At 60.8% G+C, this 26,206-nt stretch carries 21 protein-coding genes; 16 read left to right on the top strand and 5 right to left on the bottom strand.

All coding sequences use genetic code 11. The annotated features are described in order from the left end of the window. The first annotated feature begins 197 nt into the window (after positions 1–197). Positions 198–2,123, top strand: a complete 1,926-nt coding sequence (locus DNK06_RS01980) for an ATP-binding cassette domain-containing protein (RefSeq protein WP_131178380.1) — start codon at positions 198–200, stop codon at positions 2,121–2,123. A 99-nt stretch (positions 2,124–2,222) separates the two neighbouring features. Here DNK06_RS01980 and DNK06_RS01975 read toward each other — a convergent pair whose 3' ends face one another. Next, positions 2,223–2,666 carry a universal stress protein gene (locus tag DNK06_RS01975; protein ID WP_131178379.1) on the bottom strand — a complete coding sequence of 148 codons (444 nt, stop codon included), beginning with the start codon at positions 2,664–2,666 and terminating at the stop codon, positions 2,223–2,225. An 87-nt stretch (positions 2,667–2,753) separates the two neighbouring features. Between DNK06_RS01975 and DNK06_RS01970 the strand changes: the two genes are divergently transcribed. Beyond that, on the top strand, positions 2,754–3,191 hold the full coding sequence (locus DNK06_RS01970; RefSeq protein ID WP_131178378.1) for a hypothetical protein: 438 nt from the start codon (positions 2,754–2,756) through the stop codon (positions 3,189–3,191). A gap of 35 nt (positions 3,192–3,226) precedes the next feature. On the opposite strand, the gene DNK06_RS01965 is transcribed toward DNK06_RS01970, so the two are convergent. Next, positions 3,227–4,045 carry a hypothetical protein gene (locus tag DNK06_RS01965; RefSeq protein WP_131178377.1) on the bottom strand — a complete coding sequence of 273 codons (819 nt, stop codon included), beginning with the start codon at positions 4,043–4,045 and terminating at the stop codon, positions 3,227–3,229. Between the two features lie 699 nt (positions 4,046–4,744). On the opposite strand from DNK06_RS01965, the gene fadB reads away from it, so the two are divergent. From fadB to DNK06_RS01930, 6 genes are all read left to right on the top strand, one after another. Next, a complete protein-coding gene (fadB, locus tag DNK06_RS01955) occupies positions 4,745–6,892 on the top strand; it encodes a fatty acid oxidation complex subunit alpha FadB (RefSeq protein ID WP_131178375.1) in 2,148 nt (715 codons plus the stop codon). A gap of 30 nt (positions 6,893–6,922) precedes the next feature. After that, positions 6,923–8,098: an acetyl-CoA C-acyltransferase FadA gene (fadA, locus tag DNK06_RS01950; RefSeq protein ID WP_131178374.1), complete on the top strand. Its 1,176-nt coding sequence runs from the start codon at positions 6,923–6,925 to the stop codon at positions 8,096–8,098. A gap of 146 nt (positions 8,099–8,244) precedes the next feature. Further along, positions 8,245–8,481: a DUF1653 domain-containing protein gene (locus DNK06_RS01945; RefSeq protein WP_131178373.1), complete on the top strand. Its 237-nt coding sequence runs from the start codon at positions 8,245–8,247 to the stop codon at positions 8,479–8,481. A 266-nt stretch (positions 8,482–8,747) separates the two neighbouring features. Further along, positions 8,748–11,354, top strand: a complete 2,607-nt coding sequence (topA, locus tag DNK06_RS01940; protein WP_131178372.1) for a type I DNA topoisomerase — start codon at positions 8,748–8,750, stop codon at positions 11,352–11,354. A gap of 54 nt (positions 11,355–11,408) precedes the next feature. Continuing rightward, the gene (locus DNK06_RS01935; protein ID WP_131178371.1) at positions 11,409–11,930 is read left to right on the top strand and encodes a DUF6586 family protein; all 522 of its coding nucleotides are present in this window, start codon (positions 11,409–11,411) and stop codon (positions 11,928–11,930) included. Between the two features lie 112 nt (positions 11,931–12,042). Next, positions 12,043–12,279: a hypothetical protein gene (locus tag DNK06_RS01930; protein ID WP_042555598.1), complete on the top strand. Its 237-nt coding sequence runs from the start codon at positions 12,043–12,045 to the stop codon at positions 12,277–12,279. 96 nt (positions 12,280–12,375) lie between these two features. Here the strand turns inward: DNK06_RS01930 and sulA are convergent, their stop codons facing one another. Beyond that, positions 12,376–12,825 carry an SOS-induced cell division inhibitor SulA gene (gene sulA, locus DNK06_RS01925; protein WP_131178370.1) on the bottom strand — a complete coding sequence of 150 codons (450 nt, stop codon included), beginning with the start codon at positions 12,823–12,825 and terminating at the stop codon, positions 12,376–12,378. 10 nt (positions 12,826–12,835) lie between these two features. Continuing rightward, entirely contained in the window at positions 12,836–13,447 is a 612-nt protein-coding gene (lexA, locus tag DNK06_RS01920; RefSeq protein ID WP_131178369.1) for a transcriptional repressor LexA, read from the bottom strand. Between the two features lie 277 nt (positions 13,448–13,724). On the opposite strand from lexA, the gene DNK06_RS01915 reads away from it, so the two are divergent. After that, positions 13,725–14,429, top strand: coding sequence for a TetR/AcrR family transcriptional regulator (locus DNK06_RS01915; protein ID WP_131178368.1), 705 nt, complete (start codon positions 13,725–13,727; stop codon positions 14,427–14,429). Between the two features lie 352 nt (positions 14,430–14,781). Beyond that, entirely contained in the window at positions 14,782–15,765 is a 984-nt protein-coding gene (gene nagZ, locus DNK06_RS01910; protein ID WP_423228041.1) for a beta-N-acetylhexosaminidase, read from the top strand. A gap of 336 nt (positions 15,766–16,101) precedes the next feature. Here nagZ and mfd read toward each other — a convergent pair whose 3' ends face one another. After that, entirely contained in the window at positions 16,102–19,545 is a 3,444-nt protein-coding gene (gene mfd, locus DNK06_RS01905; RefSeq protein ID WP_131178366.1) for a transcription-repair coupling factor, read from the bottom strand. 152 nt (positions 19,546–19,697) lie between these two features. On the opposite strand from mfd, the gene DNK06_RS01900 reads away from it, so the two are divergent. From DNK06_RS01900 to nqrE, 6 genes are all read left to right on the top strand, one after another. Further along, on the top strand, positions 19,698–21,146 hold the full coding sequence (locus DNK06_RS01900) for a glyceraldehyde-3-phosphate dehydrogenase (RefSeq protein WP_131178365.1): 1,449 nt from the start codon (positions 19,698–19,700) through the stop codon (positions 21,144–21,146). Positions 21,147–21,591: 445 nt separating this feature from the next. Beyond that, positions 21,592–22,929 (top strand): Na(+)-translocating NADH-quinone reductase subunit A, encoded by a 1,338-nt coding sequence (locus DNK06_RS01895; RefSeq protein WP_131178364.1) that lies wholly within the window; start codon positions 21,592–21,594, stop codon positions 22,927–22,929. A 3-nt stretch (positions 22,930–22,932) separates the two neighbouring features. Continuing rightward, the gene (locus tag DNK06_RS01890) at positions 22,933–24,144 is read left to right on the top strand and encodes an NADH:ubiquinone reductase (Na(+)-transporting) subunit B (RefSeq protein ID WP_131178363.1); all 1,212 of its coding nucleotides are present in this window, start codon (positions 22,933–22,935) and stop codon (positions 24,142–24,144) included. Further along, positions 24,137–24,922, top strand: coding sequence for a Na(+)-translocating NADH-quinone reductase subunit C (locus tag DNK06_RS01885; protein WP_131178652.1), 786 nt, complete (start codon positions 24,137–24,139; stop codon positions 24,920–24,922). Before DNK06_RS01890 ends, DNK06_RS01885 begins: the two co-directional genes overlap by 8 nt. Positions 24,923–24,925: 3 nt before the next feature. Continuing rightward, on the top strand, positions 24,926–25,594 hold the full coding sequence (locus DNK06_RS01880; RefSeq protein WP_131178362.1) for an NADH:ubiquinone reductase (Na(+)-transporting) subunit D: 669 nt from the start codon (positions 24,926–24,928) through the stop codon (positions 25,592–25,594). Next, positions 25,595–26,203, top strand: coding sequence for an NADH:ubiquinone reductase (Na(+)-transporting) subunit E (gene nqrE / locus DNK06_RS01875; RefSeq protein WP_131178361.1), 609 nt, complete (start codon positions 25,595–25,597; stop codon positions 26,201–26,203). Positions 26,204–26,206: the final 3 nt, after the last annotated feature.

Raw genomic sequence — 26,206 nt, 5'->3', positions numbered from 1 at the left:
TTATGTCACATCGACCGCCGGTGCGTACGGCCTGACAGACGCCGAGGGCCTTCTCGGTTAGAATACGCGCCCGGTTTTTGGCTGGCGCATGCGCTGGCCAGATCAGTTTCGTGGTGGTCGGCCACGCGGCGAACCCATTGGCTGCGTTCGCACACTCTTTTCGCCCATCACCCCAGCGTATTGTCGAGGCAACTCCCATGACCCTGCTCAAGTTCACCGATGTTTCCCTGGCCTATGGCGCCATGCCGCTGCTGGACAAGGTGTCTTGGCAGATCGCCCGTGGCGAGCGGGTGTGCATCATTGGCCGCAATGGCACCGGCAAGTCCAGCATGCTCAAGCTGGTCAAGGGTGATCAGAAGCCCGATGATGGCGCAGTCTGGCGCGCCCCGGGGCTGAAAATCGGCGAGCTGCCGCAAGAGTTGCCGGTGGCCGATGGGCGTACCGTGTTCGACGTCGTCGCCCAGGGGCTCGATGGCGTCGGCGAGTTACTCGCGCAATACCATCACCTGGCGCAGAACTGCGTCACCGAAGACGACCTGAACAAGCTGATGCATGTTCAGCAGGATCTCGAAGCCCGTGACGGCTGGCGCCTGCAGCAACTGGTCGACAGTACCCTGAGCCGTTTGCAACTGCCTGCCGACAAGACCCTCGCCGAGCTGTCCGGTGGCTGGCGCCGCCGCGTGCTGCTGGCCCAGGCGCTGGTCAGCGAGCCGGATCTGCTGTTGCTCGACGAGCCGACCAACCACCTGGACATCGGCGCGATCGCTTGGCTGGAAGAAGCCCTGAAGGACTTCCAGGGCGCCGTGCTGTTCATCACCCACGACCGTTCCTTCCTGCAGAATCTGGCCACGCGCATTCTCGAACTGGATCGTGGCGGGATGATCGACTGGAATGGCGACTACGCCAGCTTCCTGGTGCACAAGGAGGCCATGCTGGCCGCCGAGGAAACCGCCAACGCGCTGTTCGACAAGCGTCTGGCCCAGGAAGAAGTGTGGATTCGCCAGGGCATCAAGGCCCGGCGTACCCGTAACGAAGGCCGTGTGCGGGCGCTGAAGGCTCTGCGTGCGGAGCGCAGCGAGCGCCGTGAGCGCACCGGCAAGGCCAACATTCAGCTCGACACCGCGGAGAAATCCGGCAAGCAGGTGATGGTGCTGGAAAACGTCAGCTTCGCGCACCCGGGCGGCCCGTTCCTGATTCGCGATTTCTCCATGGTGCTGCAGCGCGGCGACCGTATCGGTCTGCTGGGCGCCAACGGCACCGGCAAGACCACCTTGCTGAAACTGATGCTCAGCGGTCTGCAGCCGACCAGCGGCAAAGTGGAAGAGGGCACCAGGATCGATGTCGCCTATTTCGATCAGCTGCGCCATCAGTTGGATCTGGAAAAGACCGTTATCGACAACGTCGCCGAAGGCCGCGACTTCATTGAGATCGACGGGCAGAATCGTCACGTGCTCAGCTACCTCGGCGATTTTCTGTTCAGCCCGCAGCGTGCCCGTACGCCGGTCAAGGCGCTGTCCGGTGGTGAGCGCGCGCGCCTGTTGCTGGCCAAACTGTTCAGCAAACCCGCCAACCTGCTGGTGCTCGATGAGCCGACCAACGACCTCGACGTGGAAACCCTCGAACTGCTCGAGGAGGTGCTGCTGACTTTCCAGGGCACGGTACTGATGGTCAGCCACGACCGGGCATTCCTCGACAACGTGGTCACCAGCACCCTGGTCTTCGAAGGTGAGGGCAAGGTGTGCGAGTACGTTGGCGGTTATCAGGACTGGCTGCGTCAGGGGGGCTCGCCTCGCCTGCTGGGTGTCGGCGAGACCAAATCGGGCAAGGCTGAGCTGGGTTCCGCTGTGGTCGAGGCGCCGGCCCCGGCACCCGTTGCCGAGCCGACAGACAATGCTCCCGTGGCGAAAAAGAAACTCAGCTACAAGCATCAGCGCGAACTGGATGCCATGCCTGAGCAAATCGATGCGCTGGAGCAGAAGATCGCCGCACTGGAAGGTCAGGTCGCCGATCCTGCGTTCTACCAGCAGCCCAGCGAGCACACCTCGGCGGTGCTGGCGCAGTTGCAGGCGCAGCAGGAAGAACTGGAGCGGCTGGTCGAGCGCTGGGCTGAACTGGAAGGCTGATGAGGACTGCTGGGGCGAAGACAATTCACCTCGGCCAACCAGCAGATAGCTGATGCTACGACGCCGGGCTTTTGCCCGGCGTCGTTCACTACAGATCGGTTAGGCCGACGGCTTCTTCAGGCTGACAGCCAGCACGTCGCAGGGCGCGCCATGCAGTACGTCATTGGCGGTCGAGCCGAGTAGCAGGGCCAGGCCATGACGGCCGTGGCTGCCGACGATGATCAGGTCGCAGCGCTGCTCGGAAGCCAGGCGATGAATTTCCTGGCGTGGCTGGCCATAAGCCAGGTGGCGGTTTTCGGGAGTGAGCTGAGGGTGCTTGAGGGCGAAGGCGTCGAGGCGCTCCTTGGCCTGCTCGAACTGCTGTTGTTGCAGCATCGACAGATCCATCGGTACGTCGCCGCCAAAAGCCATGGCCATGGGTTCGACGATATGCACCACGGACAGTTTCGCCTGGGTGCTGCTGGCCAGAGCCTGGGCGCGCTTCATTACCGGGTCGCACTCCTCGGTCAGGTCGACGGCGACCAGAATGTGCTGGTAGGACATGAGATTGTCTCCTTCAAGGGTGACCAATGATTTCAAGTATGGCTGATTTGAGCATTTACCACAGGTTGCGCACACGAGATAGAAATTATGACGGGATGGATCGTTGTCGCCTTACTGGTAGTTGCGCTTAGCCCTCTGGTCTGGTTGGTGCCATCGCGGCGTCAGCGTGGCCAGATGGATGTTCGACTGCAGGCGCGACGCATGGGGCTGGCGATGCAGCTGGCGCGCGAGGAGTGGCCGTACTGGATGAGCAAGACGCCGCCAAACCCCTGCCCGCAATACCATCGCCCGCGTCCCCGCGGGCGGCAGGATAGCTGGTGTTACTGGCAGAGCGAACCGGGTAAATGGCTGAACAAATGGCAGGAGCCCTGCGCGGATGTGTCGCTCGCCGAGCAGCTCGGCACCTTGCCGGGTGATGTCTACAAGGTCGAAGCCAGCACGCAGATGATCGCTCTTTTCTGGGGGGAGCGCGCACAGCCGGAATCGTTGCAGACTATTGCGACATTCCTCAAGGCTCGTGCCTGAGCACTTCGCGTTTCGCTGCGGCGCGTTGCTATCGGTCATGATCGGCCGCCTTGCTCGTAAAGGTCGGTGACCTCCATCAGCCCGCGGATGATGCTGTCCGAGTACTTGTTGACCAGAAACGGAACGCTTTTCTCGTTGTAGTTGCGCAGAGAGTTCTCGATATAGCGCCACTTGGTCAGCACCCCGTCCAGAGCCGCATTGATCGCTACGCTGTTGCCCGGCAGGCTGCGCAGCGCATCCAGGCGGCTGGAAAAGTCGGCCACCAGCTCCTCGATAGGCCGCTCGGTGCTATCCCCGGAAAAACTGGCCCCCACCGACGCACTGCGTGCGGCGTAGCTCACCGCGATACTCTGCATCAATAGGCTGAGCTGCCGCGTGTCCGCTGTCTGCTCGGATATTGTGTGGGTGTCTGCATGCTGCAGCGCCTCATGGAGCGCCTGGCAGGTCGCCAAAACCTGCCGGTTGCGAGCCGCCATGTCGGCGACCGGTTGCAAGTCCGTGTAGCCCTGCTTCCCCAGCGTGCTCATTAGCGCCGTCAGCTCCTGGTCATAGGCTTGCCATTCCTGTTGCAGTTGGGCTTGCAGGCGAGCCGCGCCGACGTCAGACATGTTTGCCAGTTTCTGCAGCTGTTCACTGGCCTCTCGGCGAGACTCGTCGATCATCCGCGCATAGCGCTGATCGCCTTCCATGCTGTTGTACATGTAGAAGTCGCCCAGGCTCTTCTGCGCAGCCAGGTGCATGCGCAGCAGATGCTGCAGGTGAGGAGACGTTTCGGCGGCAGCAGCCAAACCAGGCAGCAGCAGAAGGGTGGCGAGCAGGGTATGCAAAGAGATGGCGCGCAGGCGTTTCGGCATGCTGGAACCTCGGTGAAGACACGTCGTTATTGTTGTTTTGGTCATTCGGCGACAGCCGAATCGCGCGACTTTAGGGTCTGTTGGCGTTTCAGCGCAAGCCGCGTTGCCGCGAGAAATCTCGCCAGGCTAGGCGGAGGACGTAGGGAATGGTTGTTCCCTTGCCAAGTCCTCCAACGACGCATGGCGAGATTTCCCGCGCAACCCGAAGGGCCGGGCCCGTTTTGCCGCGATGCTGCGTTTCTCGCCGGCTCATTTAGCTCGCTAAACTTCGCGGCTCGTGCCTTGCCTCGCGGCAAAACGGGCTCCGGCGCGGTCGTGCTGAAACGTCAACAGACCCTACCCGCCGTGTTTGATTTTGGCTAGCGATACGCATCGGCTGGATCATGTTGGCCGAATGATGCGTTATCGACGCCAATGATCGGTTTTTCGCAGCAGGCTTGTTCGTTAATCGTACGCTGGTAGTACGCGCTGCAAGTGACTACAGAACGCCAATTGACAATTACCGGCTTTTCCGTGAAGGTGTGCTCACCCAAATCAAACGGGCGTATGAATTGAGTGTTTGCCTGTTCGGCAATGCCCAATCCAGTCCGAATATCGCATCGGTGGGTAGCGGATTTTCGTCTACGGTGTTTTGTGGCGTGAGTCTGTGGATTGACTCCGGTGTGTACTGTTCAGATTCCCTAGCGTGGAGATCAGTTGATGATTTACGAAGGTAAAGCCATCACGGTTAAGGCTCTTGAAAGCGGCATCGTCGAACTCAAGTTCGACCTCAAGGGTGAGTCCGTCAACAAGTTCAATCGTCTAACCCTGAGCGAGCTCCGTCAGGCCGTCGATGCGATCAAGGCCGATGCCTCGATCAAAGGCGTGATCGTCAGCAGCGGCAAGGACGTGTTCATCGTCGGTGCCGATATCACCGAGTTCGTCGACAACTTCAAGCTGCCCGAAGAACAGCTGGTCGCCGGCAACCTGGAAGCCAACAGGATCTTCAGTGATTTCGAAGACCTGGCGGTGCCCACCGTCGTGGCGATCAATGGCATTGCCCTGGGCGGTGGCCTGGAGATGTGTCTGGCCGCCGACTATCGGATCATGGCCGAAGGCGCCAAGATCGGTCTGCCCGAGGTCAAGCTGGGTATCTACCCGGGCTTCGGTGGTACCGTCCGCCTGCCGCGTCTGATCGGTACCGACAACGCCGTCGAGTGGATTGCCTCCGGCAAGGAAAACCGTGCCGATGATGCTCTCAAGGTCGGTGCGGTCGATGCCGTGGTCAGCGCCGACAAGCTGCAGAGTGGTGCGCTGGATCTGATCAAGCGCGCGATTTCCGGTGAGCTGGATTACAAGGCCAAGCGTCAGCCCAAGCTGGAAAAACTCAAGCTCAACGCCATCGAGCAGATGATGGCCTTCGAAACCGCCAAGGGGTTCGTCGCTGGCCAGGCCGGGCCGAACTATCCTGCACCGGTCGAAGCGATCAAGAGCATTCAGAAAGCCGCCAACTTCGGTCGTGACAAGGCGCTGGAAGTCGAAGCCGCCGGTTTCGCCAAACTGGCCAAGACCTCGGTAGCGGAAAGCCTGATCGGCCTGTTCCTCAACGATCAGGAGCTGAAGAAGAAAGCCAAGGCCTTTGATGCTATCGCTCAGGACGTGAAACTGGCCGCGGTGCTGGGTGCCGGCATCATGGGGGGTGGTATCGCCTACCAGTCGGCGTCCAAGGGCACGCCGATCCTGATGAAGGATATCCGCGAAGAGGGTATCCAGATGGGCCTGAACGAGGCTGCCAAGCTGCTCGGCAAGCGCGTCGAGAAGGGCCGCATGACTGCCGCGCAGATGGCCGACTCGCTGAATGCCATTCGTCCGACCATGTCCTATGGCGACTTCGCCAATGTCGATATCGTCGTCGAAGCCGTGGTCGAGAACCCCAAGGTCAAGCAGGCCGTGCTGGCCGAGGTAGAGGCCGCGGTCAAGGAAGACACCATTCTGGCGTCCAACACCTCGACCATCTCCATCAGCCTGCTGGCCAAGGCGCTCAAACGCCCGGAAAACTTCGTCGGCATGCACTTCTTCAACCCGGTGCACATGATGCCGCTGGTCGAAGTCATCCGTGGCGAGAAATCCAGCGACAAGGCGGTGGCCACTACCGTGGCGTACGCCAAGAAGATGGGCAAGAACCCGATCGTGGTCAACGACTGCCCGGGCTTCCTGGTCAACCGCGTGCTGTTCCCGTACTTCGGTGGCTTCTCCAAGCTGCTGAGCTTTGGCGTCGACTTCGCGCGCATCGACAAGGTCATGGAAAAGTTCGGCTGGCCCATGGGCCCGGCTTATCTCTCCGACGTCGTCGGCATCGACACCGGCCACCACGGTCGTGACGTGATGGCCGAAGGCTTCCCGGATCGCATGGCGGTCGAAGGCAGGACAGCGGTCGACGTGATGTACGAGGCCAACCGCCTGGGCCAGAAGAATGGCAAGGGCTTCTACGCCTACGAGACCGACAAGCGCGGCAAGCCGAAGAAAGTCACCGATCCCGAGGCTTACGAGCTGCTCAAGTCGATCGTGGTCGAGCAGCGCGAGCTGAGCGACGAGGACATCATCAACACCATGATGATCCCCCTGTGCATGGAAACCGTGCGCTGCCTGGAGGACGGTATCGTCGAGACCGCCGCCGAGGCCGATATGGGCCTGATCTACGGTATCGGTTTCCCACCCTTCCGTGGTGGCGCGTTGCGCTACATCGACAGTGTCGGGGTAGCCGAGTTCGTGGCCCTGGCCGACAAGTACGCCGATCTGGGCGCGCTGTATCAGCCGACCGAGAAACTGCGTGAAATGGCCAAGAACGGCCAGACCTTCTTCGGTTAATCGCGCAACGATTGGAGCGAGAGTGAATTTATGAGCCTGAATCCAAGAGATGCAGTCATCGTCGACTTCGGCCGTACCCCAATGGGTCGTTCCAAGGGCGGCATGCACCGTAATACCCGTGCCGAAACCCTGTCGGCGCAGCTGATCAGCAAGTTGCTGGAGCGCAACGACAAGGTCGACCCCAAGGAAGTCGAAGACGTCATCTGGGGTTGCGTCAACCAGACCCTGGAGCAGGGCTGGAACATCGCCCGCATGGCCTCGCTGATGACCCAGATCCCGCACACCAGCGCCGGGCAGACCGTCAGCCGTCTGTGCGGCTCGTCGATGAGCGCCCTGCACACCGCCGTGCAGGCGATCCAGACCGGTAACGGCGACGTGTTCGTGGTCGGTGGCGTCGAGCACATGGGCCACGTCGGCATGATGCATGGTGTCGACCCCAACCCACACCTGTCGCTGTACGCCGCCAAGGCATCCGGCATGATGGGCCTGACCGCCGAGATGCTGGGCAAGATGCACGGTATTACCCGTGAGGCCCAGGACAAGTTCGGTGTGCGTTCGCACCAGTTGGCCCACAAGGCTACTGTCGAAGGCAAGTTCAAGGACGAAATCATCCCGCTGCAGGGCTATGACGAAAACGGCTTCCTCAAGGTCTTCGACTTCGATGAAACCATCCGTCCCGAGACCACCCTGGAAAGCCTGGCCGATCTCAAGCCGGCGTTCAATCCCAAGGGCGGTACCGTCACGGCGGGCACCTCGTCGCAGATCACCGATGGCGCCTCCTGCATGATCGTGATGTCTGCCCAGCGGGCTCAGGATCTTGGCATTCAGCCGATGGCGGTGGTACGTGCCATGGCGGTGGCGGGTGTGGATCCGGCGATCATGGGTTACGGCCCGGTACCGTCGACTCAGAAAGCGCTCAAGCGCGCCGGCCTGACCATCGACGACATCGATTTCGTCGAGCTCAACGAAGCCTTCGCTGCCCAGGCCCTGCCTGTGCTGAAGGATCTCAAGCTGCTCGACAAGATGGAAGAGAAGGTCAATCTGCACGGTGGCGCCATCGCCCTGGGCCACCCGTTCGGTTGTTCCGGAGCGCGTATCTCCGGTACCCTGCTGAACGTGATGAAGCAGAACGGCGGTACCTTCGGCGTCGCGACCATGTGCGTTGGGTTGGGCCAGGGGATCACCACGGTCTTCGAACGCATCTGACATTCAGGTGGTTGCACAACCGGGGCTCCTGCCCCGGTTTTTGTTTTTTGGCCTGCCGTTCCTATCCCGTCGGTGGCTTCGTCGTGTCGCCGGAAATCGCGGCCGATCTTTTTATCGAACGAAAAATATTTCCAGGAAATTGAATGATGTCGCTGCAACCCGGTCTCTACCGTCATTACAAAGGCCCCGAGTACCGTGTGCTGGGCGTGGCCCGGCATTCCGAGACGGAAGAGGAAGTCGTCGTCTATCAGGCGTTGTACGGCGAATACGGTCTCTGGGTGCGGCCGCTGGAGATGTTCCAGGGTGAGGTGGAACTGGACGGCAAGCGGGTTCCACGCTTTGCTTTTGTCGAGGCCGAGGCAAGCGTTCTGCGCCGCCCCTGAAGCCGCTTCAAAAAATACTCGCCCTTGACCTCGAGTTGACCGCCACTATATATAGCGGGGCCAAAGCAGGTCGCAGGACACTTCTGGTCTGTTGGATAACCACGAGACCGATGTGATACAAGCGGCAGCGCCACGCTTTTAGGTGTTCGCTCTGTCGGGCGAGCGCTTTCATCGTCGATGCGGTGCGCGTCGAACCGATACGCCCAACAGTTTTTTCAGATACTTGCTCGCCTTTCAATTACCGAATTTCAGGAATTTTCCAATCCATGGGTAAATCGCTGGTCATCGTGGAATCCCCGGCCAAGGCCAAGACCATCAACAAGTACCTGGGCAGCCAGTACGTGGTGAAGTCGAGCATCGGCCACATCCGCGACCTCCCCACCAGTGGCGGGGCGGCCGCCAAGGAGCCTGCCAAACGCGGCAAGGCTGCCGCCGGCGAAACGCCAGCCCTGTCGCCCAAGGAAAAGGCCAAGCGTCAGCTTTTCAACCGCATGGGGGTCGATCCCGAACACGGCTGGAAGGCCAAGTACGAGATCCTGCCCGGCAAGGAAAAGGTGGTCGAGGAACTGCGTCGCCTGGCCAAGGAAGCCGATACCATCTATCTCGCGACCGACTTGGATAGAGAGGGGGAGGCCATCGCCTGGCACCTGCGCGAGTCCATCGGCGGCGATGACAGCCGCTACAAGCGTGTGGTGTTCAACGAAATCACCAAGAAGGCCATCCAGGAGGCGTTCTCCGCCCCGGGCGAGCTGGATATCAATCGGGTCAATGCCCAGCAGGCACGACGCTTCCTCGATCGCGTGGTGGGCTACATGGTCTCGCCGCTGTTGTGGTCGAAGATCGCCCGCGGCCTGTCCGCCGGTCGTGTGCAGTCCGTCGCGGTGAAACTGGTGGTCGAGCGCGAGAAGGAAATCCGCGCATTCGTGCCTGAAGAGTACTGGGAAGTGCACGCTGACCTGGGCACCGCCAAGGGTGCCAACGTGCGTTTCGAAGTGGCCCGCGAGAACGGGGCCGCCTTCAAACCGCTGAACGAAGCCCAGGCCATGGCCGCGTTGGCGACGCTCAAGGCGTCGAGCTATAGTATAGCCAAGCGTGAGGACAAGCCGACCAGCAGCAAACCATCGGCGCCGTTCATCACCTCCACGTTGCAGCAGGCCGCCAGCACGCGTCTCGGCTTCGGCGTGAAGAAGACCATGATGATGGCCCAGCGTCTCTACGAGGCTGGCTACATCACCTATATGCGTACCGACTCCACCAACCTGTCGGCCGATGCCATCGAAATGGTGCGCAGTTTCATCGACGGCGAGTACGGCAAGAAATACCTGCCGGAGAAGGCTAACGTCTACTCCAGCAAGGAAGGCGCTCAGGAGGCGCACGAAGCGATTCGTCCCTCTGACGTCAACCTGCGTCCGACCCAGCTGTCTGGTATGGAGCGTGATGCCGAGCGTCTGTACGAGCTGATCTGGCGCCAGTTCGTCGCTTGTCAGATGCCACCGGCCGAATATCTGTCGACTACCGTTACCGTTACTGCCGCTCAGTTCGAGCTGCGCGCCAAGGGCCGTATCCTCAAGTTCGACGGTTACACCCGTGCGTTGCCGCAACTGAGCAAGCCTGGTGACGACGCCGTGCTGCCGGAAATGAAGGAAGGTGAAGCGCTCAAGCTGATCAAACTCGATCCGAGCCAGCACTTCACCAAGCCACCGGCGCGCTATTCGGAAGCCAGCCTGGTCAAGGAAATGGAGAAGCGGGGTATCGGTCGCCCGTCCACCTACGCAGCGATCATTTCCACCATTCAGGATCGTGGCTACGTGGCGCTGCACAACCGCCGTTTCTATTCGGAGAAAATGGGCGACATCGTTACCGAGCGTCTTGGCGAAAGCTTCTCCGACCTGATGGACTACGGCTTCACCGCCGGTATGGAAGAGAACCTCGACGATGTCGCCCAGGGCGAGCGCGAGTGGAAGCACCTGCTCGACGAGTTCTACGGCGACTTCAAGAAGAAGCTGGAACTGGCCGCGGACGGCGACAATGGCATGCGTGCCAATACGCCGACCCTGACCGATATTCCCTGCCGCGATTGCGGCCGGCCGATGATGATTCGTACCGCCTCGACGGGCGTTTTCCTCGGCTGTTCGGGCTATGCCCTGCCGCCGAAAGAGCGCTGCAAGGCCACGGTCAACCTGGTGCCCGGTGACGAGATCGCCGCGGATGACGAGGGCGAGTCGGAGTCGCGGGTATTGCTTGGCAAGCATCGCTGCCCGATCTGTGCGACCGCGATGGACGCCTACCTGCTGGACGAAACGCGCAAGCTGCATATCTGCGGTAACAACCCGGATTGCGCCGGCTACGAGATCGAGCAGGGCCAGTTCCGCATCAAGGGTTACGAAGGACCGAGCCTGGAGTGCGACAAGTGCGGCAGCCAGATGCAGCTCAAGACCGGTCGCTTCGGCAAGTTCTTCGGTTGTACCAACAGCGAGTGCAAGAATACCCGCAAGCTGCTGCGCAGCGGCGAGCCCGCGCCACCCAAGATGGATGCGGTGAAGATGCCGGAGCTCAAGTGCGAAAAGGTCGATGATACCTACGTGCTGCGTGACGGCGCTTCAGGGCTGTTCCTGGCCGCCAGCCAGTTCCCGAAAAACCGCGAAACCCGTGCGCCCCTGGTGCTCGAGCTGATCCCGCACAAGGACGAGATCGATCCGAAGTATCACTTCCTGATCGATGCGCCGGCCAAGGATCCTGAAGGCCGCGCTGCGGTCATCCGTTACAGCCGCAAGACCAAGGAGCAGTACGTGCAGACCGAGGTGGACGGTAAGCCCACCGGTTGGAAAGCGTTCTTTGACGGCGGCAAGTGGAAGGTCGAAGACAAGCGTTGATCTGCGCTGGGCACGCTCCGCTGGAGTGTGCCTGACGCCATCTGGAGAGTGCATATGGCTGGCGAACTGTATACCCGCACCAATCAGAAGATTTTCTACGCCGGGCTCTCTCTGGAGTCCTGGCGCAAGGCTGAAGAGGGCCGGGCGATGAATGCCCAAGCGCTGGTGCAGGCCGAACGCGAAGCGACGCTGTTTCATCTGTACGGGGCGCTACTCGGCCTCTGTCACGAAATCGCTGGCTTCTATCGGTTGCCGAATGGCAGTGCAGCGCGTGCCGAGGTGCTGCTGGATCGACAGAATCTGTCGGCTGCACCGAGCCCCGAGTTGGCCGAACTGGTGGAGTTGTCCGAAAACGGGCACACCTGGCTCGGGCAATTATTGGCTGCTCACGCCCAGCTGTTCCGGCCGCCGCGCCCCCCACGGGAGGCCAAGGCCGATCCTGGCGCCACGTCGTTGATCGAAGCGGTGAGCCTGGATGAGGAGCGGCCGCTTCTTGATCGGGAAACCCTGGAGAGCTGGCGGCAGGAATTGAAAGCACTGGCGCAACGTTTTCGCGTTGGCCTCAGCGAATGGTAAGCGTGATGCTTATCGATGATTGAAAGCCCGTTCAGCACCTGGCGATTCTTTCGCCAAGCGATCGAGCGGAGCGGCTGCTACAATGCGCGGCCTTTCGTGGAGAATCCGAGTTATGCCTACTTCCTTCCTTGAGATCGTCGAGTTGCCCGATGGGCGTATCGCCCTGCGTCGAGCCGATGATGAGGAAGCGCTGGTGGTATTGGACTTTTCCGAAGATGCCAAGGCCTTTCTCCAGGGCCAGCATGTGGAAGTCGCCAAGGCGATGCTCAATGTCGGCGTGCAAATGGCCGGCAGAATGGCGGAAGGCGATTTCGAGCAAGAAGACGAGCAGCCTCGCGTCCTGCACTGATTCGGCTTTCCCGTCTGCGCCTTTGAGGCGAGTCAGGCAGCAAAGCTAGCATCTGACAGACACTCAAGCTTTAACCACTTTTCTGAAACTTGAGCTTCAGCCCAGGCTGATGTTCAGGCTTTGCGCCTGGCCCAGTTGCGCTGCCGCTTCCAATTGCTGGCGAGCGTGCTGGGGCAGGGGCTGCAACCAACTGATGACCGTGTGGCTGCGCCCAAGCTTCAGTGCTTCCTGAGCCAATTGCAGGGCGCTCTGGCTGTTTCGAGGGTGCAGCAGCAGAATGCGTTCGCGGTTCAGACCGGCATCGCGTAACCAGCTTTGCGTCAGGCTCGCGGGTGGAGCGATCAGCGTCAGCCAGCGTTCGTCATCCTTTTCGCTCAGTTCCCGTAGCATGGGGGCCAACAGTGTCAGGCAATGGCCTGCAGCGCCCCTCAGCGACACCTCGCTGAAGGTTGTCTCCTGGTGGGGTTCGACTACCGCAATGGTCGAGGCCAGAAAGGCATCGAACAGCGGCAGTTGGGTACGGCTCAGCGACTGCGGGAACTGCATAAAGCCTCCATTAGCGGCGAATGACGCCGACACTCAAGCCTTCGATGATCAGATCCTGTTCTTCCAGGTTCACTTCTATCGGGGCGAATTCGGGGTTTTCCGCCAGCAACCAGACGGTATTGCCCTCACGCTTGAAGCGCTTGACCGTTACTTCGTCATCGATACGCGCGACGACCACCTGGCCGTTGCGTGCTTCGCTGGTGGTGTGTACGGCAAGCAGATCACCATCGATAATGCCGATGTCCTTCATGCTCATGCCGCGAACGCGTAGCAGGTAGTCGGCCTTGGGGCGGAAGAAGTCCGGATTGATCCGGCATGCTTCTTCTATATGCTGTTGGGCCAGGATGGGTGCGCCGGCAGCCACTCGACCGATTACAGGCAGACCTTCTTCCTCGAGCTGGTTGGGTTCGAAGCCGGGAATGCGGATGCCGCGGGAGGCGCCGGGCGTCATCTCGATAGCGCCTTTGCGCGCCAGTGCCTTGAGGTGCTCCTCGGCAGCGTTCGGTGACTTGAAGCCGAGCGCCTGGGCGATCTCTGCACGAGTCGGTGGGTAGCCGTTGTCTTCCAGGCACTGCTTGATGAAGGCAAGGATTTCGGCTTGGCGGGGCGTCAGCTTGATCATGTGGGTGGCTCTGTCTTTTTATACAGTGACTGGGATTATATACAGTAAGCGCCGCTTGGCAATCCATTGATGCGCGTTGCGCTTGTGTTATCTACCCAGTGGCGGGTAAGTGGTACGTAATGGACTATGCTCAGGCGGCCTTTTTCAAAACCGGGCTGGTATCGCCCGCGACGCTATCGCCAAATGATGACTGAACATCCAGAATACGGCCTGCGCGACTTGACAGCTGTGCGCGCTGAAACGTATGTTTCAAACACTTGTTTGTCGGATGGATGTCATGGCGCAATCGGAAACCGTTGAACGCATTCTGGACGCCGCGGAGCAATTGTTCGCGGAGAAGGGGTTCGCCGAGACGTCTTTGCGCCTGATCACCAGTAAAGCTGGGGTCAATCTGGCCGCCGTCAACTACCACTTCGGTTCCAAGAAGGCCCTGATACAGGCGGTCTTCTCCCGTTTCCTCGGGCCGTTTTGCGCGAGCCTCGAGCGCGAGCTGGACAAGCGCCAGAGCAAGCCGGGTGTCACCTTCAGTCTCGAAGAACTGCTCGAGCTGTTGGTCGAGCAGGCTCTGGCGGTGAAGCCGCGCAGCGGCAACGACCTGTCGATCTTCATGCGCCTGCTGGGCTTGGCCTTCAGCCAGAGCCAGGGGCACCTGCGCAAATACCTCGAAGAAGTCTACGGCAAGGTATTCCGCCGCTACATGCTGCTGGTGCATGAGGCAGCGCCCGGTATTCCCCCTCTGGAACTGTTCTGGCGCGTGCATTTCATGCTGGGTGCTGCCGCGTTCAGCATGTCTGGCATCAAGGCGCTACGCGCCATGGCCGAGAGTGACTTCGGCGTGGACACCTCCATCGAGCAGGTCATGCGCCTGATGGTGCCGTTTCTGGCCGCGGGCATGCGCTCCGAAAGTGGCGTGACCGATGAGCGATTGGCGGCTGCGCAGCTTATTCCCCGTAGCAAAAGTACCCCCGTCACCAAGGTATAAACGCCTGCGCCTGGCTTGCGAGCTGGTCGCTGCAGCCCCTAAGCTACCGTCCATGTCAGCTCCGGTTTCTGCATATCCCACTTCCGGCGATCTCTTTATGGGGTTGCCGGGGGGCTTCTACGGCTGCGAGCCGGGGGAGCATCACGTTCGCCGCTACAGTTGTCTGCACGCTGGTCACGGAACCCGTGCGCGTGCCGCTGTCCCATGGCTGCATGTCCATGCGAAATGCAATCTTTCCCTGGTGCCCGCTTGATGCGTGGTGCCGAACGATGAAGTGCCTCGCTCCAACTGAGCGGCGCAGCCACTCAATTAAGGAATACCCGTTGTGAGTACCCCCCTGTATGGCTCCCTGATGGTGGATGTCGCCGGTACCTGGCTGACTGCCGAAGACCGGCAACTGCTGCGCCAACCCGAAGTCGGCGGCCTGATCATCTTCGCCCGCAATATCGAGAATCCGCGTCAGGTGCGTGAGCTGTGCCAGTCCATCCGTGCAGTGCGCCCGGATCTGCTGCTGGCGGTTGATCAGGAGGGCGGACGCGTGCAGCGCTTGCGTGAGGGGTTCGTGCGTTTGCCGGCCATGCGCGCGATTGCCGGCTGTACCGATGCAGAGAGTCTGGCGCGGCAGTGCGGCTGGCTGATGGCGACCGAAGTGTTGGCGGTTGGTCTGGATCTGAGCTTCGCCCCGGTGCTGGATCTCGATCATGAGCGCAGCGCCGTGGTTGGCCATCGCGCTTTCGAGGGCGACCCCGAGCGCGTTACTCAGTTGGCTGGTGCCTTCATCCGTGGGATGGCAGAGGCGGGCATGGCGGCGACGGGCAAGCATTTCCCCGGGCACGGTTGGGCCGAGGCCGATTCCCATGTCGCCATTCCCACCGATGAGCGCGGCCTGGAAGAAATCCGTCAGAACGATCTGCGGCCGTTCGCGGCCTTGAGTCGTGTTCTGGCGGCGGTGATGCCGGCCCATGTCATCTATCCGCAGGTGGACAGTCAGCCGGCCGGTTTCTCGCGTCGTTGGCTGCAGGACATCCTGCGTGGTGAGCTGGGTTTCGAAGGCGTGATTTTCAGCGACGACCTGTCGATGGCCGGCGCCCATGTGGTCGGCGATGCCGCCAGCCGCATCGAAGCGGCCCTGACGGCCGGTTGCGATATGGGCCTGGTATGCAATGACCGGGCGGCCGCAGAGCTTGCGCTGTCGGCGGCGCAGCGCCTCCGGGTCGTGGCACCAAGGGGCTTGGCACGCATGCGCCGTCGCGCTTTCCCGGGTGTCGACTATCGTCAGAATCCGCGCTGGGCGCAGGCGCTTTTGGCGTTGCGAGCAGCGCAGTTGGTGGAGTGAGCCGAGAGCGTTTGGCTCGTTTTTATTGGGCTGACTGCAAAGTGGCGCAAGCGGACGTAGGGTGGATGACGCTCTTTTCATCCACCATTGCGATCGCTAGGTTGGTGGACGGGTGAAGCGTCGTCCACCCTACGAATGGCCGTTTGTGCCTTTAAGGTGGATTAGCTGCAGGCGTAATCCGGGGCCGAAGGCCGCGATCCATGGTTCAACGCGGGTCACCGACCGGCCGCTCCCGCCTTGTAGCAGTCGCTATACGGCAATAAGAAGGCTCCGCGTATCGCTTCGCTAGGGCCATGCCACATGCAATCAGGGCCGCTTATGCGGCCCTGATTGCTTTCAGTTTTTCACCGTGGCCAGCAGCCGCTCGAGCAACGCTTCCAGCGTATTGAAGCGCTCTTCCGCCCGTTCCATGGGAATGGAGAAGCGGAACAGCGTGGCGCCTTCGAACTTGTAGCGATTCGGCGCACTCTGGATCAGCTTGATCAGCGTCAGCGGATCGACCGGTGTTTCCGCCGCGAACTCGATGCGTCCGCCCTGCGGCCCGGCATCGATCTTCTTGATGCCCAGTCGCTCGGCCTGCAGTTTGAGCAGGGTCAGACGTACCAGGTGCTTGGCGGGTTCCGGGAGCAGCCCGAAGCGGTCGATCATTTCCACTTGCAGCTCTTTCAGACCGTCCTCGTCGATGGCGTTGGCGATGCGCTTGTAGAGGATCAGGCGGGCGTGTACGTCCGGCAGGTAATCCTCGGGAATCAGCGCCGGTACGCGCAGGTTGATTTCCGGCCCGCCGCCCAGCGGTTGGTCGAGGTTCGGTTGCTCGCCCTTGCGGATCGACTCGACGGCGCGCTCGAGCATTTCCATGTACAGGGTGAAGCCGACGGCCTGAATCTGCCCGCTCTGGCCGTCGCCGAGCAGTTCGCCTGCACCGCGAATCTCCAGGTCGTGGGTGGCCAGCACGAAACCGGCACCGAGATCCTGGGCATTGGCGATGGCTTCGAGGCGTTTCTGCGCATCGTCGGTCATCTGCTTGCGTGGTGGTGTCAGCAGGTAAGCATAGGCCTGGTGGTGGCTGCGCCCGACGCGGCCGCGTAGCTGGTGCAGCTGGGCCAGGCCGAACTTGTCGGCGCGCTCGATGATGATGGTATTGGCGCTGGGCACGTCGATACCGGTCTCGATGATGGTCGAGGCGATCAGCACATTGAAGCGCTTGTGGTAGAAGTCGCCCATCACCTGTTCCAGCTCGCGTTCGTGCATCTGCCCGTGGCCGATGCCGATCCGCGCTTCGGGCACCAGTTCGGCGAGATCCGCGGCGCATTTTTCGATGCTCTTCACGTCGTTGTGCAGGTAGTACACCTGGCCGCCGCGTAGCAGTTCGCGCAGCAGCGCTTCCTTGATCGTCGGCTTGTTCTGCTCCATGACGAACGTGCGCACCGACAGGCGACGGGCGGGTGGCGTGGCGATGATCGACAGGTCGCGCATGCCCGATACGGCCATGTTCAGGGTGCGCGGAATCGGTGTGGCGGTGAGGGTGAGGATATCCACCTCGCTGCGCAGTGCCTTGAGGACTTCCTTCTGGCGCACACCGAAACGATGCTCTTCGTCGATGATCACCAGGCCCAGGTTCTTGATCTTGACGTCGTCCTGCAGCAGCTTGTGGGTGCCGATGATGATGTCGATCTTGCCCTCGGCGAGCTGTTGTATCGCAGCGCTGACTTCCTTGGCGCTCTTGAAGCGACTCATCACCTCGACCGTCACCGGCCAGTCGGCGAAGCGGTCGCGGAAACTGTTGTAGTGCTGCTGGGCGAGCAGGGTGGTGGGCACCAGGATCGCTACCTGGCGGCCACCGTGCACGGCGATGAAGGCGGCGCGCATAGCCACCTCGGTCTTGCCAAAACCGACGTCGCCGCAGACCAGGCGATCCATCGGCTTGGGTGCGAGCATGTCGTCACGCACGGCATCGATGGCGCTTTGCTGATCCGGGGTCTCCTCGAACGGGAAGCCGGCACTGAAGGTTTCGTAGTCGGTTTTCGGATCGTTGAAGGCATAGCCTTCGCGGGCGGCGCGACGGGCGTAAATGTCGAGCAGCTCGGCGGCGACGTCGCGCACCTGTTCGGCCGCCTTGCGCTTGGCCTTCTGCCAGACTTCCGAGCCGAGGCGATGCAGTGGGGCCAGGGCATCGTCGCTGCCGGTGTAGCGGGCGATCAGGTGCAGACTGGCGACCGGTACGTAGAGTTTGGCTTCCTCGGCGTACATCAGAGCCAGGAACTCCGCGGCCTGACCGTCGAACTCCATGGTCACCAGGCCCAGGTAACGGCCCACGCCATGGTCGATATGCACCACCGGCGCGCCTTCGCGCAGCTCGGTGAGGTTCTTGATCACGTTTTCGCCGGCGTCGCGGGTCTTTTCCCGGCGCCGACGCTGCATCACGCGCTGCCCGAACAGCGGGCTTTCGGCAATCAGTGCCAGGTCTTCGAGCTGTAAGCCTTCATCGAGGGGCGCGATGGTGATGCCCAGGCGTTCCTTGCTTGCGCAGAACTGCGGCCAGCCGTCGACTTCCCTGGGTTTGAGCTTGAGGCGCGCGAGCAATTCCAGCAGCACTTCGCGGCGCCCGGCGGATTCGGCGCAGAACAGCACGCGGCCCGGGTATTGATCGATGAAACGGCGCAACGCCGCCAGCGGCTCGCTGGCCTTGGCCTGGATCGCCAGATCGGGCAGGGCGCTGGCGTCGAAACGGCTGCGGCCGACACCCGGCTCGATATCGTCCTGGCTGATGACTACGCGCGGCCAGTCTTTCAGGTGGGCAAAGCAATCTTCTACCGGCAGGAATATATCGACCGGCGGCAGTAGTGGGCGCTCGGGGTCGACGCGGCGTTCTTCGTAGCGATTGCGCGCGTCCGTCCAGAACTGCTCGGCGGCCTTTTCGATACCGGGCAGGGAGAACACCTGGGTGTCCTGAGGGAGATAGTCGAAGAGGGTGGCGGTTTCTTCGAAGAACAGCGGCAGGTAGTACTCGATACCGGCCGGGGTGATGCCGGTGGAAAGATCCTGGTAGATCGGGCAGCGGCGGAAATCGACGTCGAAGCGCTCGCGGAAGCGGCCGCGGAAATCGGTGACGGCCTTTTTCTCCAGGGGGAATTCGCGCGCAGGCAGCAGCTTGATCGACTCGACCTTGTCGATCGAGCGCTGGGTTTCCGGGTCGAAGGTGCGCAGGGTCTCGATCTCGTCATCGAACAGGTCGATGCGAAACGGCTGCTTGCTGCCCATCGGGAACAGGTCGATCAGGGCGCCGCGTACGGCGAACTCACCGTGCTCGTAAACCGTGTCGACGCAGCGATAACCCGCGGCTTCCAGGCGGCCGCGCATGTCGTTGACGTCGATGCGCTGGCCAACATCCAGCACCAGGCTGCTGCCGAGCAGAAAGCGCTTGGGTGCCAGGCGATGCAGCGCCGTGGTGATGGGAACCACCAGCACGCCGTGCTTGAGCTCGGGCAGGCGATACAACGCGGAAATGCGTTGGGAGATGATGTCCTGGTGCGGCGAGAAGAGGTCGTAGGGCAGGGTTTCCCAGTCCGGGAAATGCAACACCGGCAAATCCGGGGCGAAGAAGCTCAGTTCCTGCTCCAGGCGCTCGGCGCTCTGGCTATCGGCGGTGAGCAGCAGGGTGAAGCGCTTGGCATTGCTGGCGGCTTCGGCTACAGCCAGGCTCAGTGCGGCACCGGGCAGGTTGCCCCAGTGTTGTTTACCGGCGGTGGCCGGCAAGGACGGCAGACGCAGTACAGGCACAGGTGCCTCGCGATTGGTAACGATTTGGCCTGCGATTGTAACTATCCGCGTGGATGGCTGTCAGTGTTTCGACCGCTGCAGATTGCCGATGAATGCGTGTGTCGTCATAATGTAGCCCCTTTTTTCAGCCCCTACATGTGGAAGGTATTGCCGTGACTCAGAAGCCCGACCAGTGTCTTGGTGAATGGATTGACCGTGAAGCCCTCGCCGAGGCGATGATTCCGCTGATTGGTCAGCTGTACCGCAACAACAATGTGGTGCTGTCGATCCACGGCCGTAGCCTGATCAATCGCTCGGTGATCGAGATCCTCAAGGCGCACCGCTTCGCCCGCCACCGCCAGGCTGACGAGAATGGCTTGTCCGTTCACGATTCCTACGCCGTACTCAAGGCCATGAGCGAGCTCAAGCTGGGTGCTGCGTCCGTCGACCTGGGCAAGATGGTCGGCAAGTTCAAGGCCGAAGGCCAGGGCCGCAGCATCGAGCAGTTCGTGCGTGACGAGCTGGCCGAGGTGGCCAACCAGCAGAACGCTTCGCCGCGCAAGGGCACTGACGTTGTCCTGTATGGCTTCGGTCGTATCGGTCGTCTGCTGGCGCGTATCCTGATCGAGCACACCGGTGGTGGCGACGGCCTGCGTCTGCGCGCCATCGTCGTGCGCAAGGGCGCCGAGAATGACCTGGTCAAGCGCGCCAGCCTTCTGCGCCGTGACTCGGTGCATGGCAAGTTCGATGGCACCATCACCATCGATGAGGAAAACAGCACCCTCACCGCCAATGGCAACCTGATCCAGGTGATCTATGCCAAGGATCCTTCGGCCATCGATTACACCCAGTACGGCATCAAGGATGCACTACTGGTCGACAACACCGGCGTGTGGCGTGATGCCGAAGGCCTGGGCCAGCACCTGAAGTGCCCGGGTATCGACCGCGTCGTGCTGACCGCGCCGGGCAAGGGCGCCCTGAAGAACATCGTGCATGGTATCAACCACAGCGAAATCACCGCTGAGGACAAGATCGTCTCGGCCGCCTCCTGTACCACCAACGCCATCGTGCCGGTGCTCAAGGCGGTCAACGACAAGTACGGCATCGTCAACGGCCACGTCGAAACCGTTCACTCGTACACCAACGATCAGAACCTGATCGACAACTTCCACAAAGGTAGCCGTCGTGGTCGCAGCGCCGCGCTGAACATGGTCATCACCGAAACCGGTGCTGCCACTGCTGCCGCCAAGGCGCTTCCGGTGCTCAAGGGCAAGCTGACCGGTAACGCGATTCGCGTACCGACGCCGAACGTGTCCATGGCCATTCTCAACCTGAACCTCGAGAAGGCCGCCAGCCGCGAAGAAATCAACGAGTACCTGCGCCAGATGGCCATGCACTCCGACCTGCAGAAGCAGATCGACTTCGTCAGCTCCCAGGAAGTGGTCTCCACCGACTTCGTCGGCTCGCGCCATGCCGGTGTGGTCGATGCCGAAGCCACTATCGCCAACGACAACCGTGTCGTGCTCTATGTGTGGTACGACAACGAGTTCGGCTATAGCTGCCAGGTGGTTCGCGTGATGGAAGACATGGCCGGGGTCAACCCGCCTGCATTCCCGCGCTGATCGCTATGCGCTCAAAAATGGGAGTCCTCGGGCTCCCATTTTTTTGCCCGGTTTTTGGCTATGGCTGAAGTGCTTTTGCTGCTTGCCACCATTGCGATATCGCCCAGGTAGAGCCGTTGAATGCTCAGGGGAAGGCTAGGCCTGGTTCTATGAGAAATGCCAATAGCCAATTCATGAGTAGGAGCGGCTGCTGTTTTTCATGGATACTGGTCGCTGCGCGCGTGCTCCCGTTCCTGCCTTTGTTGCGTCCTGTAACGGAAAACCTAAAAAAAGCAAGCGCTTGGGTGGCGTCCGGTTGTCGCACAACTTTATAATCCCGACGATTTCTTACCTGTGTTCGACATCGCCCCACGGCAATAGTGATATTGGCGTGCGTCTTGCTATTTGATTAGCGTTTGTCGAGCATACTCCAAAAAATTTATAAGCTCAGTGGTTAGGCAAACCTATGATCAGAATAAAACATGGGCTCGACTTGCCCATAACAGGCGCGCCGGCTCAGCAGGTCGAGGCCTCGAGGCCGGTGCGCAGCGTCGCCGTCATTGGCTTCGATTATCACGGTATGAAACCCACCATGGCTGTTCAGGTGGGTGACCGGGTCAAGCTGGGTCAGATTCTTTTTTCCGACAAGCGATCCGAGGGGGTTCATTACACGGCTCCAGGCGCTGGCATCGTCAGTGCGATCCATCGTGGCGAGAAGCGGGTGCTGCAATCGGTGGTCATCGATCTCGATGGCGACGAGCAGGAAACCTTCGCGCATTACCCTGACGCTCAGTTGAGCAGCCTAGACGCCGCACTGGTTCGCGAGAACCTGCAGCAGTCCGGTTTGTGGACGTCGCTGCGTACGCGGCCGTTCAGCAAGGTGCCGGCCATCGATGCCGTGCCCAGTTCGATCTTCGTCAGCGCCATCGATACGCATCCATTGGCAGCTGATCCTGCGCCGATCATTGCCGAGCATGCGGGTGATTTCGAAAACGGCCTCAAGGTGCTGGCGCGTCTGAGTCCGGTGTTCTTGTGCAAGGCGCCAGACGTGAGCCTGCCGGGCGAGCAGCTCGAAGGCGTACGCAGCCAGGCGTTCGCCGGGCCGCACCCGGCGGGTCTGCCGGGCACCCATATCCACTTCCTCGATCCGGTCAGCGCCAGCAAGAGCGTCTGGACGATCAACTATCAGGACGTGATTGCCGTCGGCAAACTGTTCACTACCGGTCAGCTGTGGGTAGAACGTGTCGTCGCGCTGGCCGGCCCGGTGGTCGAGCGTCCGCGTCTGCTGCGTACTCGCCTGGGTGCCAACCTCAGCGAGCTGACTGCAGGTGAGCTCATCGTCGGTGAAAATCGGGTGATTTCCGGTTCGGTACTGGGTGGGCGTACGTCCCGTGGTGCCTGTTCCTACCTGGGCCGCTATCACCTGCAGGTGTCTTGCCTTGCCGAAGGCACAGATCGCGAGATGCTGCATTACCTGCGTGCGGGTGTGAACAAGCACTCGATCCTCAACATCTTCGTGTCCAAGCTGGCGGCCGCCAAGCGCTTCGCCTTCTCCACCTCCACCAATGGCAGCCCGCGCGCCATGGTGCCGGTTGGTAATTATGAAGAAGTGATGCCGCTGGACATTCTGGCAACGCAATTGCTGCGTTCGCTGATCGTCGGCGATACCGACATGGCCCAGCAGCTTGGCTGCCTGGAGCTCGACGAAGAAGACCTGGCGCTGTGCACCTATGTGTGTGCTGGCAAATACGAATACGGTCCGATCCTGCGGGAGAGTCTGGCCCTCATCGAGAAGGAGGGTTGAACCATGAGCGTGCGTGAATTCCTCGACAAGATCGAACACAACTTCGAAAAAGGTGGCAAGTACGAGAAGTGGTACGCCCTCTATGAGGCCGTGGACACTTTCCTCTATCGCCCAGGCAGCGTTACCAAGACCACTGCCCATGTGCGTGATGGCATTGACCTCAAACGCATGATGATCACCGTCTGGATGTGTACCTTCCCAGCGATGTTCTTTGGTATGTGGAACACCGGCTATCAGGCCAACCTTATCTATGTGCAGAGCCCGGAACTGCTGGCTGCTCAGGATGGTTGGCGGTTCAGTCTGATCGGCGCGCTGGGTGGTTTTGATCCGACTAGCCTGTGGGACAACTTCATCCAGGGGGCAGCATATTTCCTGCCCGTGTATCTGACGGCGTTCATCGTCGGTGGTTTCTGGGAGGTGTTGTTCGCTTCCATTCGCCGCCATGAGGTCAACGAAGGTTTCTTCGTGACCTCGGTGTTGTTCGCGTTGATTCTGCCGCCGAGCATTCCGCTCTGGCAGGTTGCGCTGGGCATCAGCTTCGGTGTGGTGATCGGCAAGGAAATCTTCGGCGGCACCGGGAAGAACTTCCTCAACCCGGCTCTGGTCGGCCGCGCCTTTCTGTTCTTCGCTTATCCGGCGCAGATTTCCGGCGAGGAAGTGTGGACTTCAGTTGACGGTTTCGTTGGCGCCACCGCTCTTAACAGTGCGGCCGCAGGTGGTGTTCAGGGTGTTCTGGACAGTGGCCTTACCTGGACGAATGCATTTATCGGGATTATGCCGGGCTCCATTGGCGAGACAAGCACCCTGGCCATTCTGCTTGGTGGCGCGGCGCTGTTGCTGACCAAGATCGCATCGTGGCGCATCGTCACAGGTGTGATGATAGGCATGATCGCGACCGCCACCCTGTTCAACGCCATCGACTCTGGAACCAATCCACTTTTCGGCATGCCGTGGTACTGGCATCTGGTCACCGGCGGCTTCGCCTTTGGCATGATCTTCATGGCTACCGATCCGGTGTCGGCGTCCATGACCAATACCGGCAAGTGGATCTTCGGCATCCTGATCGGCCTGCTGGTCACCATCATTCGTGTGGTCAATCCGGCGTTCCCGGAAGGCATGATGCTGGCCATCCTGTTCGGCAACCTGTGTGCGCCGTTGATCGACCACTATGTGGTTCGAGCCAACATCAAGCGGAGGCTGGCACGTAATGTCTAAGTTGAAAGAAACCCCTGTCCGCACTTTGGTGGTCGCGCTTGTGATGTGCCTGGTGTGCTCGATCGCAGTATCGGCCGCTGCGCTGATCCTGCGTCCGACCCAGCAGGAAAATGCGCTGGTTGATCGCCAGCGTGCTGTTCTGGAAATTGCCGGACTGTGGCAGCCGGGCATGTCCAGTGAGGAAGTGCGCGCTATCTTCTCCGAGAAGGTCACCCCTCGTTTGGTCGACCTGCGAACCGGTGAGTACAGCGATGCTCATGATCCGCACACCTTTGACCAGGAAAAGGCTTCGAAAGACCCGGCGCAGTCCAAGACCATTGTCGGTGGGCAAGACATCGCCTCAATTCGCCGACTGGAAAACTATGCGGTGGTCTATCAGATCGAACATGAGGGCCAGATGGATCGCCTGATCCTGCCGGTTCGTGGCTACGGTCTGTGGTCAACCATGTACGGTTTCGTGGCGCTACAAAGCGATCTGGAAACTGTCGCCGGCCTGGGTTTCTACCGGCATGGCGAAACGCCCGGCCTGGGCGGTGAGATAGATAACCCCAACTGGCAGGCCAAGTGGGTCGGCAAGAAGGTTTACCAGAATGGTGAGCCTACCCTGCGGGTGATCAAGGGAAGTGTGAACCCCGAGAACGCACAGGCCGACTACCAGGTCGATGCCATCGCTGGCGCTACGCTGACCGGCAATGGCGTCACTCATATGATTCAGTTCTGGCTGGGCGAAAATGGCTTCGGTCCATTTCTCGCGAAGCTGACTGCAGGGGAGGCTTGATCCATGTCCAAACCCACCATGAAAGAGCTGCTGCTCGATCCGATTCTCAACAAGAACCCGATCGGCCTGCAGATTCTCGGCATCTGTTCGGCCCTGGCGGTCACCTCGAGCCTGAGTACGGCGCTGGTGCTATCTGTTGCCCTGACGTTGGTAACCGCCTTCTCAGGCTTCTTCATCTCGCTGGTTCGTAGCCAGATTCCGGGTTCCATCCGCATGATCGCCCAGGTGGTGATCATCGCCTCGCTGGTAATCGTCGTGGATCAGTTCCTCAAGGCTTATGCCTATAGCCTGAGTCAGCGTCTGTCGGTGTTCGTTGGCCTGATCATCACCAACTGCATCGTGATGGGCCGCGCCGAAGCCTTCGCCATGTCCAACCCGCCGGTAGCCTCGTTCGTCGATGGCCTGGGTAACGGTCTGGGCTACAGCGCCATGCTGGTGGCGCTCGGTATCGTGCGGGAGCTGTTCGGTGCCGGTTCGCTGATGGGCGTGCAGATTCTGCACACGGTCAATAACGGAGGCTGGTACCAGCCCAATGGTCTGCTGCTGCTGCCACCGTCGGCATTCTTCCTGATCGGTCTGTTCATCTGGGCTCTGCGTAGCTACAAGACCGAGCAGGTGGAGAAGGTCGAGTACCGCATGGCACCCCAGGTGAAGAACGAGGAGGCTTACTAAATGGAACACTACATCAGCCTGTTCGTCCGCGCGGTGTTCATCGAGAACATGGCGCTGGCGTTCTTCCTCGGCATGTGTACCTTCCTGGCGATTTCCAAGAAGGTCGAGACCTCGCTGATGCTGGGTCTGACGGTGATCGTGGTGATGGTCATCACCGTGCCGTTGAACAACCTGCTCTATGTCTATCTGCTCAAGGAAGGTGCGCTGGCCTGGGCCGGCATGCCGGATACCGACCTGAGCTTCCTCGGTCTGATCTGCTACATCGGCCTGATCGCCGCGGTGGTGCAGATCATGGAGATGGTGCTCGACAAGTACCTGCCGGTGCTCTACAACGCGCTGGGCATCTTCCTGCCGCTGATCACCGTGCATTGCGCCATCTTCGGCGGCACGCTGTTCATGGTCGAGCGTGACTACAACTTCACCGAGAGCGTGGTCTACGGCGCTGGCGCTGGCGTCTCCTGGGCCCTGGCCATCGTGCTGCTGGCGGCCATCCGCGAGAAGCTCAAGTACAGCGATCCGCCCGCCGGTCTGCGCGGTCTGGGTCTGACGTTCATCACTGTTGGCCTGATGTCGCTGGGCTTCATGTCGTTCTCCGGCGTTCAGCTGTAAGGG

This window comes from Phytopseudomonas daroniae, from assembly GCF_004327285.1.
Taxonomy (GTDB): Bacteria; Pseudomonadota; Gammaproteobacteria; order Pseudomonadales; family Pseudomonadaceae; genus Aquipseudomonas; species Aquipseudomonas daroniae.
The sequence above is the reverse complement of the archived record's forward strand: the minus strand, read 5'-3'. Positions and strand labels throughout refer to the sequence as shown.

What these genes read in the sequence shown, in the direction of transcription:
- DNK06_RS01970 (WP_131178378.1), top strand. Translation starts at nt 2,754, where the DNA reads ATGACGGGATGGATCGTTGTCGCCTTACTGGTAGTTGCGCTTAGCCCT.
- fadB (WP_131178375.1), top strand. Translation starts at nt 4,745, where the DNA reads ATGATTTACGAAGGTAAAGCCATCACGGTTAAGGCTCTTGAAAGCGGC.
- DNK06_RS01930 (WP_042555598.1), top strand. Translation starts at nt 12,043, where the DNA reads ATGCCTACTTCCTTCCTTGAGATCGTCGAGTTGCCCGATGGGCGTATC.
- DNK06_RS01975 (WP_131178379.1), bottom strand. Translation starts at nt 2,666, where the DNA reads ATGTCCTACCAGCACATTCTGGTCGCCGTCGACCTGACCGAGGAGTGC.
- DNK06_RS01980 (WP_131178380.1), top strand. Translation starts at nt 198, where the DNA reads ATGACCCTGCTCAAGTTCACCGATGTTTCCCTGGCCTATGGCGCCATG.
- DNK06_RS01895 (WP_131178364.1), top strand. Translation starts at nt 21,592, where the DNA reads ATGATCAGAATAAAACATGGGCTCGACTTGCCCATAACAGGCGCGCCG.
- DNK06_RS01915 (WP_131178368.1), top strand. Translation starts at nt 13,725, where the DNA reads ATGGCGCAATCGGAAACCGTTGAACGCATTCTGGACGCCGCGGAGCAA.
- topA (WP_131178372.1), top strand. Translation starts at nt 8,748, where the DNA reads ATGGGTAAATCGCTGGTCATCGTGGAATCCCCGGCCAAGGCCAAGACC.
- DNK06_RS01965 (WP_131178377.1), bottom strand. Translation starts at nt 4,045, where the DNA reads ATGCCGAAACGCCTGCGCGCCATCTCTTTGCATACCCTGCTCGCCACC.
- fadA (WP_131178374.1), top strand. Translation starts at nt 6,923, where the DNA reads ATGAGCCTGAATCCAAGAGATGCAGTCATCGTCGACTTCGGCCGTACC.
- lexA (WP_131178369.1), bottom strand. Translation starts at nt 13,447, where the DNA reads ATGATCAAGCTGACGCCCCGCCAAGCCGAAATCCTTGCCTTCATCAAG.
- nqrE (WP_131178361.1), top strand. Translation starts at nt 25,595, where the DNA reads ATGGAACACTACATCAGCCTGTTCGTCCGCGCGGTGTTCATCGAGAAC.
- nagZ (WP_423228041.1), top strand. Translation starts at nt 14,782, where the DNA reads ATGGTGGATGTCGCCGGTACCTGGCTGACTGCCGAAGACCGGCAACTG.
- DNK06_RS01945 (WP_131178373.1), top strand. Translation starts at nt 8,245, where the DNA reads ATGTCGCTGCAACCCGGTCTCTACCGTCATTACAAAGGCCCCGAGTAC.
- DNK06_RS01885 (WP_131178652.1), top strand. Translation starts at nt 24,137, where the DNA reads ATGTCTAAGTTGAAAGAAACCCCTGTCCGCACTTTGGTGGTCGCGCTT.
- sulA (WP_131178370.1), bottom strand. Translation starts at nt 12,825, where the DNA reads ATGCAGTTCCCGCAGTCGCTGAGCCGTACCCAACTGCCGCTGTTCGAT.
- DNK06_RS01890 (WP_131178363.1), top strand. Translation starts at nt 22,933, where the DNA reads ATGAGCGTGCGTGAATTCCTCGACAAGATCGAACACAACTTCGAAAAA.
- DNK06_RS01935 (WP_131178371.1), top strand. Translation starts at nt 11,409, where the DNA reads ATGGCTGGCGAACTGTATACCCGCACCAATCAGAAGATTTTCTACGCC.
- DNK06_RS01880 (WP_131178362.1), top strand. Translation starts at nt 24,926, where the DNA reads ATGTCCAAACCCACCATGAAAGAGCTGCTGCTCGATCCGATTCTCAAC.